This is a genomic window from Viridibacillus sp. KH_047 (assembly GCF_057838945.1).
Window position 1 is genome coordinate 352,884 of record NZ_CM174479.1, and the last position, 17,289, is coordinate 370,172.

Consider the following 17,289-nt stretch of genomic DNA (forward strand, 5'->3'; position numbering starts at 1 on the left):
AGCACTGAAGTGGATCTCACTTTGGTGCTTTTTTTATTTGCCGATTGTCATTGTTATTCTGATGAGAGGGTGGATACGGATTACATTTAATGCAAGAGATTTAAAAAAACTAACGAAAAGGTTTAATGCTAGCGTAATAGGGTAATATATGAGTACTTGAACTAGATTAGTAGATGGAAGGAGATTTTAATATGGATTTCAAACTAGAAACTGTAGATGTACAAAAAAGTATAGCTTATGTCAAAGGTGAAATAGATGCTTTCACTGCACCTAAGCTTCGTGAGCAACTAAATAACATTAAATTAACTGAGAGTATCCAGATTGAATTAGACTTTCATGAAGTAGTATATATGGATAGTACAGGACTAGGTGTCATCGTTGCTTTTTATAAAAACGTAATTAGCGTCGGTGGAGATGTGAAATTAAGAAGGTTATCACCACGTTTATATCGCTTGTTTAATATAACTGGACTAAGTGACATTATGAATATTGAAGAAGAGGGGAAGGCGACTACTAACCATGAAGGAATTTGATTACTTTGAAATGAGAATACCAGCAAAGCCTCAGTATGTAGGGGTTGTACGATTGACCATTTCAGGTTTAGCGAATCGAATTGGCTTTTCTTATGATGATATTGAAGATTTAAAAATTGCCTCTAGTGAAGCGATTACCAATGCTATTCAACATGCTTATGAAGAAGATGATGACGGTGAAGTTGTAGTAGGATGTGCGTTATATAAAGAAAAAATTGAAATCATGGTAGCGGATTATGGTTATAGCTTTGATTTTAAGGAAGTGAAAAAAAGGGTAGGACCTTATCATGAAGAAGAAGATATTCAATTTATTCGAGAAGGTGGCCTAGGTCTTTATTTAATTGAAACTCTAATGGATGAGGTAAAAGTGCTTAACGACAATGGCGTTACTGTTTTAATGACAAAATATGTCGCCAGAGAGCAGGTGACTGACAATGTGGAAAAAATCACCCTCTAAATCAGCCTCAAAAGAACAAGTTATAGAATGGATTAATAGATATCAAGAAAATGAAGATAATGAAGCGCAAACCAATTTGGTTTTACAATATAAATACTTAGTTGAGTCGCTTGCAAGAAAGTATTCAAAAGGTGGTTCTTACCACGAGGATATTGTCCAAGTAGGTATGCTTGGGTTACTTGGGGCTATTAGAAGATTTGATGTGTCTTTTGGTCGTAACTTTGAAGCTTTTGCAGTTCCTACAATCATCGGTGAGATAAAGCGTTTTTTACGCGATAAATCATGGGATGTCCATGTGCCAAGGCGTATTAAAGAGCTTGGGCCACGTATCAAGTCCGCAGTAGAACAACTGACAATAGAATTCCAACGTTCCCCGCGTGTAAATGAAATTGCGGAGTACTTGGGAGTTGAAGAAGAAGAAGTATTAGAAGAAATGGAGATGGGACGGGGTTATCAAGCATTGTCGATGGATTATACGATGGAATCCGATTCAGATGGTAGTTCTATGACCCTTTTCGATATTGTTGGTGATGAAGATGAGGGGTATGAAAAAACAAATCGACGTATGATAGTGGCTGAAGCTATGGCGGTTTTAACAGAAAAAGAAAAGCATATCATCCAGCTTACATATTTGGATCAATTAAGTCAGAAAGAAGCAGGAGAAAGTCTGGGGATTTCTCAAATGCATGTTTCTAGATTACAGAGGAAAGCGATAAAAAAGCTACAAGAGGCTGTTGGTACCACCAGTAGTATCCATTAAAAATTCAATTTAGATTAGAATAATGGTTTAATGATAGTTATAAATACAGGTTTATGTAATACAAGAATCCCTATCTATGCCATACTCGAAGTAATAAAATGGCGCGGCGTTGGAAGACTGGACACCTTATTAAAGCGGTGATGGTTGGCGAAAGCCAAAATAACAATAGAAACTTTGATGTTAGGAGTCTGCTCTTTTGGAGTAGGCTTTTTATTTATTGTGAAATAATAGAATTTAAGGTGATGCAATGCAACGTGACAAAGGTTTTTATAATTACCTATATGATAATATAAATAGGATAGAGAAAGGTTGTGACTGAATGGACAACAAAAAAATGCAGCAATTAATTTCGAAAGAACTTAGCATCCGACCAAAACAAGTAGAATCGGTTATCGAATTGCTAGAAGGTTCAAATACGGTGCCGTTTATAGCGCGCTATCGTAAAGAAGCAACTGGTTCACTTGATGAAGTCCAAATTAAAGCAATCGAAGACCGTTATCATTATTTACAACAACTACAACAACGAAAAGAAGAAGTGCTTCGCCTTATCGATGAACAAGGTAAACTAACTGAAGAACTTAAAAAAGATATAGAGGCGGCAACCATTTTAAAACGAGTGGAAGACTTATATCGTCCCTATAAACAAAAACGTAGAACAAAAGCGACAATCGCTAAAGAAAAAGGGTTAGAGCCTTTAGCGGATGAATTGATGAAATTTGCGGCAACTTCACTAGCTGATTTAGCTGCACCATATATCAATGAGAATGTGGAGTCAGTTGAGGAAGCATTGCAAGGTGCTAGCGATATTTTAGCAGAGCGTTTTGCAGATGATGCTGCTATTCGTGAGAAAATTCGTAAACTATCATGGCAAAATGGCAAGATTCTTTCCGCAGTGAAAGATCAAAATTTGGACGAAAAATCAGTTTATGAAATGTACTATGAATACGAAGAACCAATTAATAAAATTGTTCCTCACCGCATATTAGCTATTAATCGCGGTGAAAAAGAAGACATTTTGAAAATTAATATAGCTGTACCAGTAGAGCGTGTTCATCAATTGATGTGTACAGAATGGATTCCGCGTACATCCTCACCAGCAGCTAAACAAGTTGAATTAGCCATTGAAGATGCTTACAAACGATTAATTCAACCTTCAATTGAAAGAGAATTGCGTGGAGAGTTGACGGAGAAGGCGGAGGCTCAAGCGATTCATATTTTCTCTGAAAATTTACGTAATCTGTTATTACAACCGCCACTAAAAGATCGCTTTGTATTGGGACTGGACCCAGCATATCGAACGGGTTGTAAATTGGCTGTAGTGGATGACACGGGTAAAATGCTTGAAATCTCTGTTATCTATCCACATCCGCCAAAAGCAGATCCTGTTCAAGCTAAAAAGGTATTCAAGGATATATTGCAAAGGTATCCGATATCTATTATCGCTATTGGTAATGGGACAGCCTCCCGCGAGTCAGAGCAGTTTGTAGCAGAATGTTTGAAAGAGTTAAATAGTGAAACTGCGTTTGTTATTGTTAATGAAGCTGGAGCAAGTGTATATTCCGCATCGGAAGTAGCGCGGGAAGAGTTTCCGGATTTGCAAGTTGAGCAACGCAGTGCCGTTTCAATTGCGAGAAGATTACAAGATCCGCTGGCTGAGCTTGTGAAAATTGAACCGAAAGCAGTAGGTGTGGGGCAATATCAACATGACGTATCTCAGAAGAAGCTTGCAGACTCTTTAACGTTCATTGTTGAAACAGCTGTTAACCAAGTTGGTGTAGATGTGAATACTGCATCATCTTCACTTTTACAATATGTATCGGGGTTATCAAAAACAGTTGCAGAAAACATTGTTAAAGTTCGTGGTGAAAATGGGAAATTTACAGCTCGTACACAGTTGAAGAAAATTCCGCGCCTAGGGGCTAAAACGTATGAACAAGCAATCGGTTTCTTACGAATTTCTGAAGCGAAAAACCCATTGGATGCAACGGGCATTCACCCAGAGAGTTATGACCTAGCAAACAAACTACTCGAAGTAGCTTCTATTAAGAAGGAACAACTAGGAACAGCGGAGGCTGAACAAGCGCTAGCTAACTTAGATATTTCAACTTTAAGCTCGCAGTGGGATGTAGGAGAAGTAACATTAAAAGATATCATTGATACATTGATGAAACCATCACGTGATCCACGCGATGCCTTCCCGCAACCATTGTTGAAGAAAGATATTTTGAAAATGGAAGATTTGCAACCAGGAATGGAGATGCAAGGGACAGTACGCAACGTAGTGGATTTCGGTGCATTTGTCGATATTGGTGTTAAACAAGATGGTCTTGTCCATATTTCTAAATTAAAAAACGGCTATGTAAAACATCCTTTAGATGTAGTAGCTCTTGGTGACATTGTAACAGTATGGGTAGAAAAGATTGAGAAAGATAAAGGGAGAATTGCATTAACTATGCTTCCCCCAGCAAAACAAATCGATTAAAATAGCAGAAAAATAAACCTCGCATTAAAGCGAGGTTTATTTTATAGAAGAAAGGGAAGGATAATATGACAGATGAAGAACTACAAAACCTTGTAATAGAAATCTCTATAAACGTATTCCATAAGCCTTTTAGACATCAAGCCTATTTTAATAAGCGATTACGTTCTACTGGCGGTAGATACTTATTACAATCACATAATATAGAGATTAACCCGAAATCCTTTGAAAAGTTCGGTATACAGGAAGTAGAAGGAATTATTCGTCATGAGCTATGTCATTATCATCTTCATATAGAAGGAAAGGGGTATAAACATCGTGATGCAGATTTCCGCATTCTATTAAAGAACACGAATGCTCCTAGATACTGTTCTAATTTAACAGGTATAAAGGGAAGAAGCTCTAATAAAAGTTATACCTATATATGTGTAAAATGCGGTACAAACTATGTTAGGAAAAAAAGAATGAACCCTTCTAAATACCGTTGTAGCAAGTGTTCAGGGCGCATCAAGGAAAATGGTTAAAAGTTTTTTTAGAAAAACGCTTGACCTTTTCTGAATACCTGTCTATAATAATAAAAGTCGACAAGGTGATGACGACAAAATGTAACAAAATGCAACATGTTTTCCGAAGTAGCTCAGTGGTAGAGCATCCGGCTGTTAACCGGACGGTCGTAGGTTCGAGTCCTACCTTCGGAGCCATATGGCCCCTTGGTCAAGCGGTTAAGACACCGCCCTTTCACGGCGGTAACACGGGTTCGAATCCCGTAGGGGTCACCAAATTTTATATGGTCCGGTAGTTCAGTTGGTTAGAATGCCTGCCTGTCACGCAGGAGGTCGCGGGTTCGAGTCCCGTCCGGACCGCCATTTACTTTTTGGGGTATAGCCAAGCGGTAAGGCAACGGATTTTGATTCCGTCATGCCCTGGTTCGAATCCAGGTACCCCAGCCATTTCCATTCTTCAAGCTACGAGTCATTAGCTCAGTTGGTAGAGCATCTGACTTTTAATCAGAGGGTCGCAGGTTCGAATCCTGCATGACTCACCATTTTAACTTGACATTATGTTTTAAGGTGATATAATATAACCTACACGTCAATTAAAATGCGGCCGTGGCGGAATGGCAGACGCGCTAGGTTGAGGGCCTAGTCGAGGTTTACTCGGTGGAGGTTCAAGTCCTCTCGACCGCACCAAACACTTACAATATATAATATACGATATGCGCCCGTAGCTCAATTGGATAGAGCGTCTGACTACGGATCAGAAGGTTGTGGATTCGACTTCTGCCGGGCGCGCCATATTTTTTAAAAATTATAATTTCAACGCGGGTGTAGTTTAGTGGTAAAACCACAGCCTTCCAAGCTGTTGTCGAGAGTTCGATTCTCTTCACCCGCTCCAATATAATTTATGAACCTTGAAAACTGAACATGCAAGACGTTAATCAATAAATGTTTTTGAACATCAACTCTGTTGGTGGATCAAAACAAAAAAATAGATATCATCTTCGGATGATACGCTAGCAAAGCTAATGAGCTTTCAAACTACTTTTATGGAGAGTTTGATCCTGGCTCAGGACGAACGCTGGCGGCGTGCCTAATACATGCAAGTCGAGCGAATGATGAAGAAGCTTGCTTCTTCTGATTTAGCGGCGGACGGGTGAGTAACACGTGGGCAACCTACCTAGTAGATTGGGATAACTCCGGGAAACCGGGGCTAATACCGAATAATCCATTTTGTCACATGGCAAAATGCTGAAAGGCGGTTTCGGCTGTCACTACTAGATGGGCCCGCGGTGCATTAGCTAGTTGGTGGGGTAACAGCCTACCAAGGCAACGATGCATAGCCGACCTGAGAGGGTGATCGGCCACATTGGGACTGAGACACGGCCCAAACTCCTACGGGAGGCAGCAGTAGGGAATCTTCCACAATGGACGAAAGTCTGATGGAGCAACGCCGCGTGAGTGATGAAGGTTTTCGGATCGTAAAACTCTGTTGTAAGGGAAGAACAAGTACGTTAGTAACTGAACGTACCTTGACGGTACCTTATTAGAAAGCCACGGCTAACTACGTGCCAGCAGCCGCGGTAATACGTAGGTGGCAAGCGTTGTCCGGATTTATTGGGCGTAAAGCGCGCGCAGGTGGTTTCTTAAGTCTGATGTGAAAGCCCACGGCTCAACCGTGGAGGGTCATTGGAAACTGGGAGACTTGAGTGCAGAAGAGGAAAGTGGAATTCCAAGTGTAGCGGTGAAATGCGTAGAGATTTGGAGGAACACCAGTGGCGAAGGCGACTTTCTGGTCTGTAACTGACACTGAGGCGCGAAAGCGTGGGGAGCAAACAGGATTAGATACCCTGGTAGTCCACGCCGTAAACGATGAGTGCTAAGTGTTAGGGGGTTTCCGCCCCTTAGTGCTGCAGCTAACGCATTAAGCACTCCGCCTGGGGAGTACGGCCGCAAGGTTGAAACTCAAAGGAATTGACGGGGGCCCGCACAAGCGGTGGAGCATGTGGTTTAATTCGAAGCAACGCGAAGAACCTTACCAGGTCTTGACATCCCAATGACCGCTCTAGAGATAGAGTTTTCCCTTCGGGGACATTGGTGACAGGTGGTGCATGGTTGTCGTCAGCTCGTGTCGTGAGATGTTGGGTTAAGTCCCGCAACGAGCGCAACCCTTGATCTTAGTTGCCATCATTAAGTTGGGCACTCTAAGGTGACTGCCGGTGACAAACCGGAGGAAGGTGGGGATGACGTCAAATCATCATGCCCCTTATGACCTGGGCTACACACGTGCTACAATGGACGATACAAAGAGTCGCTAACTCGCGAGGGTATGCTAATCTCATAAAATCGTTCTCAGTTCGGATTGTAGGCTGCAACTCGCCTACATGAAGCCGGAATCGCTAGTAATCGTGGATCAGCATGCCACGGTGAATACGTTCCCGGGCCTTGTACACACCGCCCGTCACACCACGAGAGTTTGTAACACCCGAAGTCGGTGAGGTAACCTTTATGGAGCCAGCCGCCGAAGGTGGGATAGATGATTGGGGTGAAGTCGTAACAAGGTAGCCGTATCGGAAGGTGCGGCTGGATCACCTCCTTTCTAAGGATAATTACGGAAACAGATCTTGGATCTGTCGATTAACGTCTTGCGTTCAGTTTTGAAGGCTCATTGTAAAATGATCTTCAAAACCTTGTTCTTTGAAAACTGGATAAAACGACATTGAAGCAAATTAAGTAACACATTTTTTATTATTAAGTTTTTTAGGCTTAATAACTAACTTTTAGGTTAAGTTATTAAGGGCGCATGGCGGATGCCTTGGCACTAGGAGCCGAAGAAGGACGGCACTAACACCGATATGCTTCGGGGAGCTGTAAGTGAGCTTTGATCCGGAGATTTCCGAATGGGGGAACCCACTGTTCGTAATGGAGCAGTATCTTGACGTGAATACATAGCGTCTTGATGGCAGACCCAGGGAACTGAAACATCTAAGTACCTGGAGGAAGAGAAAGAAAAATCGATTCCCTGAGTAGCGGCGAGCGAAACGGGAATAGCCCAAACCAAGAGGCTTGCCTCTTGGGGTTGTAGGACACTCTATATGGAGTTACAAAGGAATGAGTTAAATGAAGCGGTCTGGAAAGGCCCGCCAGAGCAGGTAACAGCCCTGTAGTTGAAAGTTCATTCTCTCTTGAGTGTATCCTGAGTACGGCGGAACACGTGAAATTCCGTCGGAATCTGGGAGGACCATCTCCCAAGGCTAAATACTACCTAGTGACCGATAGTGAACCAGTACCGTGAGGGAAAGGTGAAAAGCACCCCGGAAGGGGAGTGAAATAGATCCTGAAACCATGTGCCTACAAGTAGTTAGAGCCCGTTAATGGGTGATAGCGTGCCTTTTGTAGAATGAACCGGCGAGTTACGATTACATGCGAGGTTAAGTTTTAGAAGACGGAGCCGTAGCGAAAGCGAGTCTGAATAGGGCGAATGAGTATGTGGTTGTAGACCCGAAACCAGGTGATCTACCCATGTCCAGGGTGAAGGTAAGGTAACACTTACTGGAGGCCCGAACCCACGTACGTTGAAAAGTGCGGGGATGAGGTGTGGGTAGCGGAGAAATTCCAATCGAACCTGGAGATAGCTGGTTCTCTCCGAAATAGCTTTAGGGCTAGCCTCGTGATAGAGAATCCTGGAGGTAGAGCACTGTTTGAACTAGGGGTCCATCCCGGATTACCGAATTCAGACAAACTCCGAATGCCAGTGATTTATGCACGGGAGTCAGACTGCGAGTGATAAGATCCGTAGTCAAAAGGGAAACAGCCCAGACCACCAGCTAAGGTCCCAAAGTAATTGTTAAGTGGAAAAGGATGTGACGTTGCTTAGACAACCAGGATGTTGGCTCAGAAGCAGCCATCATTTAAAGAGTGCGTAATAGCTCACTGGTCGAGTGACGCTGCGCCGAAAATGTATCGGGGCTAAACAATTCACCGAAGCTGTGGATGGACATCTTAGATGTCCGTGGTAGGAGAGCGTTCTAAGTGCTGTGAAGTCAGACCGGAAGGACTGGTGGAGCGCTTAGAAGTGAGAATGCCGGTATGAGTAGCGAAAGACGGGTGAGAATCCCGTCCACCGAATGACTAAGGTTTCCTGAGGAAGGCTCGTCCGCTCAGGGTTAGTCGGGACCTAAGCCGAGGCCGATAGGCGTAGGCGATGGACAACAGGTTGATATTCCTGTACCACCTATTTACCATTTGAGCAATGGGGGGACGCAGTAGGATAGGGTAAGCATGCTGTTGGTTATGCATGTTCAAGCAGTGAGGCGTGAAATGAGGCAAATCCCATTTCTATAACGTTGAGCTGTGATGACGAGGACGTATGTCCGGAGTTCCTGATTTCACACTGCCAAGAAAAGCCTCTAGCGAGGTAAAAGGTGCCCGTACCGCAAACCGACACAGGTAGTCGAGGAGAGAATCCTAAGGTGTGCGAGAGAACTCTCGTTAAGGAACTCGGCAAAATGACCCCGTAACTTCGGGAGAAGGGGTGCTCTAGTAGGGTGAAAGCCCGAGAGAGCCGCAGTGAATAGGCCCAGGCGACTGTTTAGCAAAAACACAGGTCTCTGCAAAACCGTAAGGTGACGTATAGGGGCTGACGCCTGCCCGGTGCTGGAAGGTTAAGAGGAGTGCTTAGCGCAAGCGAAGGTGCGAATTGAAGCCCCAGTAAACGGCGGCCGTAACTATAACGGTCCTAAGGTAGCGAAATTCCTTGTCGGGTAAGTTCCGACCCGCACGAAAGGCGTAACGATCTGGGCACTGTCTCAACGAGAGACTCGGTGAAATTATAGTACCTGTGAAGATGCAGGTTACCCGCGACAGGACGGAAAGACCCCGTGGAGCTTTACTGTAGCCTGATATTGAATTTTGATACATCTTGTACAGGATAGGTAGGAGCCAGAGATTCCGGAGCGCCAGCTTCGGAGGAGGCGTTGGTGGGATACTACCCTAGATGTATTGAACTTCTAACCCATGCCCCTTAGCGGGGTAGGAGACAGTGTCAGGCGGGCAGTTTGACTGGGGCGGTCGCCTCCTAAAGAGTAACGGAGGCGCCCAAAGGTTCCCTCAGAATGGTTGGAAATCATTCGTAGAGTGTAAAGGCATAAGGGAGCTTGACTGCGAGACCTACAAGTCGAGCAGGGTCGAAAGACGGGCTTAGTGATCCGGTGGTTCCGCATGGAAGGGCCATCGCTCAACGGATAAAAGCTACCCCGGGGATAACAGGCTTATCTCCCCCAAGAGTCCACATCGACGGGGAGGTTTGGCACCTCGATGTCGGCTCATCGCATCCTGGGGCTGTAGTCGGTCCCAAGGGTTGGGCTGTTCGCCCATTAAAGCGGTACGCGAGCTGGGTTCAGAACGTCGTGAGACAGTTCGGTCCCTATCCGTCGTGGGCGTAGGAAATTTGAGAGGAGCTGTCCTTAGTACGAGAGGACCGGGATGGACACACCGCTGGTGTACCAGTTGTTCTGCCAAGGGCATCGCTGGGTAGCTATGTGTGGACGGGATAAGTGCTGAAAGCATCTAAGCATGAAGCCCCCCTCAAGATGAGATTTCCCATTACGCAAGTAAGTAAGATCCCTCAAAGACGATGAGGTAGATAGGTTCGAGGTGGAAGTGTGGCGACATACGGAGCTGACGAATACTAATAGATCGAGGACTTAACCAAATTTTACTTAACAAACTTCAATGTAATTTATCCAGTTTTGAGAGAACAAGTTCTCTAATATAGTCTAGTGATGATGGCAAAGAGGTCACACCCGTTCCCATGCCGAACACGGAAGTTAAGCTCTTTAGCGCCGATGGTAGTTGGGGGTCTCCCCCTGTGAGAGTAGGACGTTGCTAGGCAAATTAAAGCACAGCTGATTTAATCAGTTGTGCTTTTTTATTTTTCAAAACATAATGTATATAAGATTTATATATCATTGAATATAATTTTTTATATTGTTATAAGTTTGACTGGTTTTATTGCATGTCTCAGTGGTGATGGTTTAGTAGAATCATTCCTAAAGTCTAGTTTTATTCATAAGATAATTAATATTGATCCAGAATTGCATGGCAAGAAAAATTCATTATTTAAGAAACTTTGAGACTTACAACTTTTGAATATTACTTTTTAATAGAGAGTTTATGTAACCTCATTATTAAATTATTAATGATAGATAGTTTAAAGTGTTAGAAATACTAGAATCATACAATATTAGCTGGATAAAGTGAAAATATTTTATGTAAAAGTAGTTTTTTTTTGAAAAACTATTGCTAAAGCATAGATTAGCTGATATAATAAATCTTGTCTTAAAGAAATGGTCCGGTAGTTCAGTTGGTTAGAATGCCTGCCTGTCACGCAGGAGGTCGCGGGTTCGAGTCCCGTCCGGACCGCCATTTACTTTTACTTATAAATTCAAATGTAAACACAGCTAATGTAGCTGTGTTATTTTTTTATGTCTAAAAAATTTTTAGCCCGTTCACTTTGAACATTTGCGATGCTTTAGGTAAACTATAGTTAATGTAAGTTTGAGAGGATAAGGTCGAATGACAATGGAGATATTGGTTAATTCATTAGAAGAAACAAAAAGTCTTGCTTTGAAACTGGCTGATTTGCTGGAAGCACAGGATACGATTACACTTGAAGGAGATCTTGGCGCAGGTAAGACAACTTTTACACAGTCTTTGGCTAAGGGATTGGGAATTACACGTACAGTGAATAGCCCAACCTTTACAATTTTAAAGCAATATGAAGGTAGGTTGCCATTCAATCATTTAGATGTCTATCGACTAGCTGATAGCGATGAAGATTTAGGCTGGGATGAGTTGTTTTTCGGTGATGCTGTGTCTGTAATAGAATGGGCTCATCTTATTGAACAAGATCTACCTGCTGAACGACTAGGAATTGAAATCCATCGAATAGATGAGAATAAAAGACGATTTTTATTGAAACCAATCGGTAAGCGTTATGAACGATTGTGTGAGGAGTTAATGAAATGATTTGGTTAGGAATAGATACATCGAATTCCCCATTAGCTGTGGCCATTGTAAAAGATGGTCAAGTTGTAGCGGAGGAAGTAACGAATATTAAATTAAATCATTCAATTGGGGCTATGCCAGCGATTGAGCGATTGTTTGAAAGAACTAAGATGAAACCAGCCGAAGTTGATGCAATTGCAGTTGGTGAGGGTCCGGGTTCTTATACAGGTGTGCGTATTGGTGTTACAATCGCTAAGACACTTGCTTGGACGCTGAAAAAACCACTAGTTGGTATTTCTAGCTTAAAGCTCTTAGCAGCAAATGCTGCACTTTATAATGGAGTTGTATGCTCTATTATCGATGCGAGAAGACAAAATGTCTATGCAGGAGCTTATAATACGACGGCAGACCTAACGTCAGTAGTTGAGGATGGGCATTATAGCTTGCAAGGCTTACTTGAAAAATTAAAGGATTTAAATGCACCGGTAATGTTCGTTGGACATGATGTGGATTTATTTTGGGAATCAATTCAAGCCCAATTAGGAAATCATGCAGTACGTGCACCTTTTACATTAGATCTGCCTAGTGCTAGTCAGCTTATTCAATTGGCTTCACAACAAGAATTGCCTGATATTGAAGCTGTACATTCATTTGTACCTCAATATCGTCGTTTAGCTGAGGCTGAGGCAAATTGGATAAAAGAGCAGAAGGGTCAGTAATAGGTGAAAAGATGATTACTTATCGAGAGATGACAGTGACGGATGTACCAGCAGTGTATGCAATTGAAGTTGAAGTATTTCCATCACCGTGGACGATGGATTCTTTTTATCATGAAATGACTACAAATACACAAGCTACCTATGTTGTTGCTGTGGACGGCACAGAGCAAATTATAGGGTTTTGTGGCATGTGGATTGTATTAGATGAAAGTCAAATTACAAATGTGGCAGTAACAGCATCTGCTAGGGGTTTAGGAATAGGTGAAGGGCTAATGCGTGAAGCAATTCGTATCGCTCGTGAACGGGCAGTTGTCGTCATGAGTTTAGAAGTACGTGTTACAAATACAGTTGCCCAAAATCTTTATCGTAAACTTGGCTTTCAAGATGGAGGTATCCGTAAAGGATACTATACAGATAATCAAGAGGACGCTCTTGTCATGTGGGTGAATTTATAATGGAAAATCGATATATATTAGGGATCGAAAGTAGTTGTGATGAAACAGCAGCTTCTATTGTCAAAAATGGGTGTGAAATAGTGTCAAATGTAGTGGCATCTCAAATTGAGAGTCATAAACGTTTTGGTGGTGTTGTACCTGAAATTGCTTCAAGACACCATGTAGAGCAAGTGACACTAGTAATTGAAGAAGCATTAGCGCAGGCAAATCTGAAGCCAGAGGATTTGGATGCGGTAGCTGTAACGGAAGGTCCTGGATTAGTTGGTGCACTTTTAATCGGTATTAATGCTGCGAAGGCTTTTGCATTTGCTAATGGCCTCCCATTAATAGGCGTGCATCATATTGCAGGGCATATTTATGCGAATGCTTTAATGCAGCCGATGGAATTTCCTTTACTTGCTCTTGTCGTATCTGGTGGACATACTGAGCTTGTTTTCATGAAGGAACATGGCTCATTTGAATTGATCGGAGAAACACGCGATGATGCTGCTGGTGAGGCTTATGATAAGGTAGCTCGCGTATTGAATATTCAATACCCAGGTGGTCCGCACATTGACCGTATGGCGCATGAGAGTGATGAAGCAGTTAAATTCCCTCGAGTTTGGCTGGAAGAGGATTCATATGATTTCAGTTTTAGTGGTTTAAAATCTGCAGTGATTAACTATAAGCATAATGCAGAACAACGAGGCATCGAAGTGAATCCATTGCATGTTGCCAAAGGGTTCCAAGATAGTGTTGTAGAAGTATTAACAGCGAAAACATTACGAGCAGCGCGCCAGTATAATGTGAAGCAAGTAATTGCAGCTGGAGGAGTTTCCGCTAATAAAGGTCTGCGTAAATCATTAGAAGAAACATTCGCTAATGAAGGTATTCCTTTTTATGTGCCGCCACTTAAGCTATGTACAGATAATGCGGCGATGATTGCAGCTGCCGGTACATTTATGTTTGAGGCTGGAAAACGTAGCGATATGGGAATGAATGGACGCCCAGGTATGGAATTAGTATCTTGGCATAAATAAGATCACTTCTATTTACTAAAACTAAATTGTGTATGAGAAAAGATTACTTTCGTCAGAAAGTGATCTTTTTTTCATAAAATGGGAACACGGGTCGAAAAATGCGAACATTCGTACTTATGCACAATCTGTGGATAAGTTGTGGATAATATGTGTGTTTTCAATATATAGTGTTGTCTTTTACACAACTAAATGTGTGCAAAATAAATTTATACTGTGAATAATGTGTATAACTATATTGATATGTTGGAAATAAAGGATTTGTAATGTGTATAACCCCGTGGATAAAATATACTTAAAATTTCTTCTTGACCTATATATGGGACGTGAATTGTTCTTGTACGACAAAAACCGCGTGTTCATCGACACGCGGTTTTCTTTTAAAACATTTCAAGTTGTTCGTTTAGTTCTAGCCATTCCATTTCAGCTGTTTCGTGCTCTTCTTTGGTTTCATCAAGTTGATGTTGAAGGGCCATTACTTTTTCGTGATCAGGAAAGATTTCTGGATCGCACAGTTGCTCTTCTATGAAACGGATTTGCTCTTCATAGTTTGCCATACTATCTTCAATCTCTTCAATTCGTCGACGAATTTGGCGTTCTTTCTTTTTCGCGTCCTTATCGATTTTTCCATTTGTAGTCACTTTCTCTGGAGCTTGCTCTTTTGAAAGAGGCATTGCCGCAAGTTTTTCAGCTGCTAATTCTTCAAGCTCTTTTTTCTTCTCTAAAAAATAATCATAATCACCTAGATATTCAAAGCTTCCATCAGCTGATAAATCAATAACTTTTGTAGCAATACGATTAATGAAATAACGGTCGTGCGAAACAAATAGTAATGTGCCTGGATAATCGATGAGCGCATTTTCCAATATTTCTTTACTATCTAAGTCTAAATGGTTCGTCGGTTCATCAAGAATAAGGAAATTACATTTTTGTAGCATTAGTTTCGCGAGTGCAAGACGTGCTTTTTCTCCACCCGATAAATCTTGTACGATTTTACTAACGTCATCACCAGAGAATAGGAAGCGACCTAGCACTGTGCGAATGTCTTTTTCGTTCATCAATGGCCATTCATCCCAGAGCTCTTTTAAAACAGTTTTGTTGCTTGTAAGTTTCGCTTGCTCTTGGTCATAATAACCGATTTGAATATTCGTACCATAATGAATGTCTCCTGCAATCACAGGTTTGTCCTTCACAATGGTTTTTAGTAGTGTAGATTTACCAACACCATTTGGTCCAACAAGCGCGATGCGATCTTCGCGGAAAATACGCATATTAATATGTTGAGATACTAATTTCCCATTATAGCCTATCGCCACATCATTCACTGCCAGTACATCATTACCGCTTTGTCGGTCGATGCCAAAGGTAAATGTTGCTGATTTCTCATCGCCATCAGGTGAATCCATCCAATCCGTTTTCTCTAGCACTTTACGTCGGCTTTGAGCCATTTTCGTCGTGGAAGCACGAGCAATATTTTTTTGGATAAAGACTTCTAATTTTGCTTTTTCATCTTGTTGCTTTTCAAATAGTTTCATATCACGTTCATAGTTTTTCGCCTTCTCATCTAAGTAGCGACTATAGTTACCTGTGAACTTTGTGACATGATGACGAGAAACTTCGTACACAATAGATACAACTTGGTCCAAGAAATAGCGGTCATGTGATACGATTAAAATAGCGCCGTCATAATTTTTTAAATAGTTTTCAAGCCAGCTTAATGTTTCGATATCTAGATGGTTTGTCGGTTCATCCAAGATTAGCAAATCAGGCTTTGTTAAAAGAAGCTTTGCAAGGGCAAGACGCGTACGCTGTCCACCAGAAAGGGCGGAAATATACTTATCATAATCAGCTGGATAGAATTGCATACCATGCAAAACGGAGCGTGTATCGGCTTCGTATTGATAGCCACCTTGCTCTTTGAAATCATGCTGTAACTGATCGTACTCAGCCATTACCTTAGCATAAGTTTCTGCATCATCATACACAGCTGGATCAGCCATTTTATGTTCTAAGTTTCGTAACTGCTGTTCTTGTTTTTTTATTGGTTCGAAAATAGTCATCATCTCTTCCCATATAGTTAGAGAAGATTCTAAACCAGCATGCTGTTCTAAATATCCTAGTCGAACATCTTTTGGCATAATGATATCACCAGAGTCATAAGAAAGCTGACCCGCGATAATTTTCAGTAATGTAGATTTACCAGCGCCGTTACGACCAACAAGTGCAACACGATCTCGATGCTGCACTTCTAGCTTAACACCACTTAAAATTTCGTCCGCAATGTAAGATTTATATAATTGATTGACTTGTAAAACAATCATTTTAGACACCTCAGTTCAATCTTAGTTTATCGGATTGCGCAGTAGGGTGCAATGAGATAACTTTACAGGAGAACAATCGTCATGTAATATTGAAACGATTTCGGATTGATTGCAGGAGGAAACTGTGTGAAACACGAATCAACTAAAATTCCACAAGCTACGACAAAAAGGCTTCCTCTCTATTATCGATTTATTCAAAACTTCGCTAAAGCAGGGCAGGAACGCGTCTCTTCAAAAGAATTAAGTGAAGCGATGAAAATTGATTCTGCGACCATTCGTAGAGACTTTTCTCATTTTGGAGCGCTTGGCAAAAAGGGCTACGGCTACGATGTCCAAAAAATGCTAGCGTTTTTTAGAAATATTTTAGACCAAGATGAGCGCATGAATGTAGCCCTAATAGGGGTGGGGAATTTAGGGAATGCCTTTTTGAAATATAACTTTCAAAAGAATCATAATACGAAAATTGTCGTTGCATTTGATACAAAAGCTCCACTAGAAGGTAAAATGATAAGTGGTATACCTGTGTATCATCCAGATGCGTTAGAGGACAAGTTTGTTGAGTACGGAGCAGAGCTTCCAATCTTAACAGTACCGTCACGCTCTGCTCAGATGATGACAGATCGTCTAGTGAAGATGAATGTTAGAGGTATATTAAACTTTACACCGATTAGAATATCAGTACCGGATTCAATCCGGGTGCATACAATTGACTTATCTATCGAGTTACAAACACTCATATATTTCATGCGAAATGATGAAGAATAACTCGAAATATTCACATAAATAAAATAGCAAAATTTAGCGAAATGAGTTAAAATAAGAACATATTATGAGGAGGTGTCTGTTATGGGAATTGGCGCTGGGAGTGCTATTATCATTGGGATTGTAGCCCTACTTATTTTCGGACCGAAGAAATTACCTGAGCTTGGAAAAGCAATGGGTTCTACTCTCCGCGAATTCAAAAACGCTACTAAAGGTTTAGCAGATGACGAAGATGAATCAAAAAAAGTTATCGAAACTAAAAAAGTAGAAGAAAAATAAGTT

12 protein-coding genes, 9 tRNA genes and 3 rRNA genes are annotated in these 17,289 nt (G+C 41.6%); 23 read left to right on the top strand and 1 reads right to left on the bottom strand.

Annotated elements, in window-relative coordinates; translation table 11 throughout:
- Nucleotides 1-191: 191 nt before the first annotated feature.
- From AC3IS5_RS01855 to tsaD, 21 genes are all read left to right on the top strand, one after another.
- Nucleotides 192-533: an STAS domain-containing protein gene (locus AC3IS5_RS01855; protein WP_489426335.1), complete on the top strand. Its 342-nt coding sequence runs from the start codon at nucleotides 192-194 to the stop codon at nucleotides 531-533.
- Nucleotides 520-990: an anti-sigma B factor RsbW gene (gene rsbW, locus AC3IS5_RS01860; protein WP_489426336.1), complete on the top strand. Its 471-nt coding sequence runs from the start codon at nucleotides 520-522 to the stop codon at nucleotides 988-990. Before AC3IS5_RS01855 ends, rsbW begins: the two co-directional genes overlap by 14 nt.
- Entirely contained in the window at nucleotides 968-1,750 is a 783-nt protein-coding gene (gene sigB, locus AC3IS5_RS01865; protein ID WP_489426337.1) for an RNA polymerase sigma factor SigB, read from the top strand. The genes rsbW and sigB overlap by 23 nt, the downstream gene beginning before the upstream one ends.
- A 319-nt stretch (nucleotides 1,751-2,069) precedes the next feature.
- Entirely contained in the window at nucleotides 2,070-4,232 is a 2,163-nt protein-coding gene (locus AC3IS5_RS01870; RefSeq protein WP_489426338.1) for a Tex family protein, read from the top strand.
- A gap of 65 nt (nucleotides 4,233-4,297) precedes the next feature.
- Nucleotides 4,298-4,753 carry a SprT family protein gene (locus AC3IS5_RS01875; protein ID WP_489426339.1) on the top strand — a complete coding sequence of 152 codons (456 nt, stop codon included), beginning with the start codon at nucleotides 4,298-4,300 and terminating at the stop codon, nucleotides 4,751-4,753.
- Nucleotides 4,754-4,855: 102 nt separating this feature from the next.
- Nucleotides 4,856-4,930 (top strand) — tRNA-Asn (locus tag AC3IS5_RS01880).
- A gap of 3 nt (nucleotides 4,931-4,933) precedes the next feature.
- Nucleotides 4,934-5,008 (top strand) — tRNA-Glu (locus AC3IS5_RS01885).
- Nucleotides 5,009-5,018: 10 nt separating this feature from the next.
- Nucleotides 5,019-5,095 (top strand) — tRNA-Asp (locus AC3IS5_RS01890).
- Between the two features lie 9 nt (nucleotides 5,096-5,104).
- A tRNA-Gln gene (locus tag AC3IS5_RS01895) sits at nucleotides 5,105-5,179 on the top strand.
- 19 nt (nucleotides 5,180-5,198) lie between these two features.
- Nucleotides 5,199-5,274: transfer RNA gene (locus tag AC3IS5_RS01900), tRNA-Lys, on the top strand.
- A gap of 58 nt (nucleotides 5,275-5,332) precedes the next feature.
- A tRNA-Leu gene (locus AC3IS5_RS01905) sits at nucleotides 5,333-5,419 on the top strand.
- A 28-nt stretch (nucleotides 5,420-5,447) separates the two neighbouring features.
- Nucleotides 5,448-5,524: transfer RNA gene (locus AC3IS5_RS01910), tRNA-Arg, on the top strand.
- A 26-nt stretch (nucleotides 5,525-5,550) separates the two neighbouring features.
- Nucleotides 5,551-5,624, top strand: a tRNA-Gly gene (locus tag AC3IS5_RS01915).
- Nucleotides 5,625-5,772: 148 nt separating this feature from the next.
- Nucleotides 5,773-7,325: ribosomal RNA gene (locus AC3IS5_RS01920) — 16S ribosomal RNA — on the top strand.
- 184 nt (nucleotides 7,326-7,509) lie between these two features.
- A 23S ribosomal RNA gene (locus AC3IS5_RS01925) occupies nucleotides 7,510-10,439 on the top strand.
- Nucleotides 10,440-10,502: 63 nt separating this feature from the next.
- Nucleotides 10,503-10,618: ribosomal RNA gene (gene rrf / locus AC3IS5_RS01930) — 5S ribosomal RNA — on the top strand.
- The 16S, 23S and 5S rRNA genes sit together here with 9 tRNA genes alongside, the layout of an rRNA operon.
- A 457-nt stretch (nucleotides 10,619-11,075) precedes the next feature.
- Nucleotides 11,076-11,152, top strand: a tRNA-Asp gene (locus tag AC3IS5_RS01935).
- A 150-nt stretch (nucleotides 11,153-11,302) separates the two neighbouring features.
- Nucleotides 11,303-11,755: a tRNA (adenosine(37)-N6)-threonylcarbamoyltransferase complex ATPase subunit type 1 TsaE gene (gene tsaE / locus AC3IS5_RS01940; RefSeq protein ID WP_053418966.1), complete on the top strand. Its 453-nt coding sequence runs from the start codon at nucleotides 11,303-11,305 to the stop codon at nucleotides 11,753-11,755.
- Nucleotides 11,752-12,453, top strand: coding sequence for a tRNA (adenosine(37)-N6)-threonylcarbamoyltransferase complex dimerization subunit type 1 TsaB (gene tsaB / locus AC3IS5_RS01945; RefSeq protein ID WP_489426340.1), 702 nt, complete (start codon nucleotides 11,752-11,754; stop codon nucleotides 12,451-12,453). Before tsaE ends, tsaB begins: the two co-directional genes overlap by 4 nt.
- An 11-nt stretch (nucleotides 12,454-12,464) precedes the next feature.
- On the top strand, nucleotides 12,465-12,908 hold the full coding sequence (rimI, locus tag AC3IS5_RS01950; RefSeq protein WP_489427800.1) for a ribosomal protein S18-alanine N-acetyltransferase: 444 nt from the start codon (nucleotides 12,465-12,467) through the stop codon (nucleotides 12,906-12,908).
- Nucleotides 12,908-13,927, top strand: coding sequence for a tRNA (adenosine(37)-N6)-threonylcarbamoyltransferase complex transferase subunit TsaD (gene tsaD / locus AC3IS5_RS01955; protein WP_489426341.1), 1,020 nt, complete (start codon nucleotides 12,908-12,910; stop codon nucleotides 13,925-13,927). Before rimI ends, tsaD begins: the two co-directional genes overlap by 1 nt.
- A 377-nt stretch (nucleotides 13,928-14,304) precedes the next feature.
- Here tsaD and abc-f read toward each other — a convergent pair whose 3' ends face one another.
- On the bottom strand, nucleotides 14,305-16,245 hold the full coding sequence (abc-f, locus tag AC3IS5_RS01960; RefSeq protein WP_489426342.1) for a ribosomal protection-like ABC-F family protein: 1,941 nt from the start codon (nucleotides 16,243-16,245) through the stop codon (nucleotides 14,305-14,307).
- Between the two features lie 126 nt (nucleotides 16,246-16,371).
- Here abc-f and AC3IS5_RS01965 point away from each other — a divergent pair, with 126 nt between their 5' ends.
- Together AC3IS5_RS01965 and AC3IS5_RS01970 are read left to right on the top strand one after the other, a co-directional pair.
- Nucleotides 16,372-17,010 carry a redox-sensing transcriptional repressor Rex gene (locus AC3IS5_RS01965; protein WP_193737630.1) on the top strand — a complete coding sequence of 213 codons (639 nt, stop codon included), beginning with the start codon at nucleotides 16,372-16,374 and terminating at the stop codon, nucleotides 17,008-17,010.
- An 81-nt stretch (nucleotides 17,011-17,091) separates the two neighbouring features.
- Complete coding sequence (locus tag AC3IS5_RS01970) at nucleotides 17,092-17,286, top strand: twin-arginine translocase TatA/TatE family subunit (RefSeq protein WP_489426343.1); 195 nt, start codon at nucleotides 17,092-17,094, stop codon at nucleotides 17,284-17,286.
- Nucleotides 17,287-17,289: the final 3 nt, after the last annotated feature.

Bases quoted from the DNA above. Each gene is read 5' to 3' on its own strand.
- AC3IS5_RS01855 (WP_489426335.1), top strand. From the start codon at position 192: ATGGATTTCAAACTAGAAACTGTAGATGTACAAAAAAGTATAGCTTAT.
- rsbW (WP_489426336.1), top strand. From the start codon at position 520: ATGAAGGAATTTGATTACTTTGAAATGAGAATACCAGCAAAGCCTCAG.
- sigB (WP_489426337.1), top strand. From the start codon at position 968: ATGTGGAAAAAATCACCCTCTAAATCAGCCTCAAAAGAACAAGTTATA.
- AC3IS5_RS01870 (WP_489426338.1), top strand. From the start codon at position 2,070: ATGGACAACAAAAAAATGCAGCAATTAATTTCGAAAGAACTTAGCATC.
- AC3IS5_RS01875 (WP_489426339.1), top strand. From the start codon at position 4,298: ATGACAGATGAAGAACTACAAAACCTTGTAATAGAAATCTCTATAAAC.
- tsaE (WP_053418966.1), top strand. From the start codon at position 11,303: ATGACAATGGAGATATTGGTTAATTCATTAGAAGAAACAAAAAGTCTT.
- tsaB (WP_489426340.1), top strand. From the start codon at position 11,752: ATGATTTGGTTAGGAATAGATACATCGAATTCCCCATTAGCTGTGGCC.
- rimI (WP_489427800.1), top strand. From the start codon at position 12,465: ATGATTACTTATCGAGAGATGACAGTGACGGATGTACCAGCAGTGTAT.
- tsaD (WP_489426341.1), top strand. From the start codon at position 12,908: ATGGAAAATCGATATATATTAGGGATCGAAAGTAGTTGTGATGAAACA.
- abc-f (WP_489426342.1), bottom strand. From the start codon at position 16,245: ATGATTGTTTTACAAGTCAATCAATTATATAAATCTTACATTGCGGAC.
- AC3IS5_RS01970 (WP_489426343.1), top strand. From the start codon at position 17,092: ATGGGAATTGGCGCTGGGAGTGCTATTATCATTGGGATTGTAGCCCTA.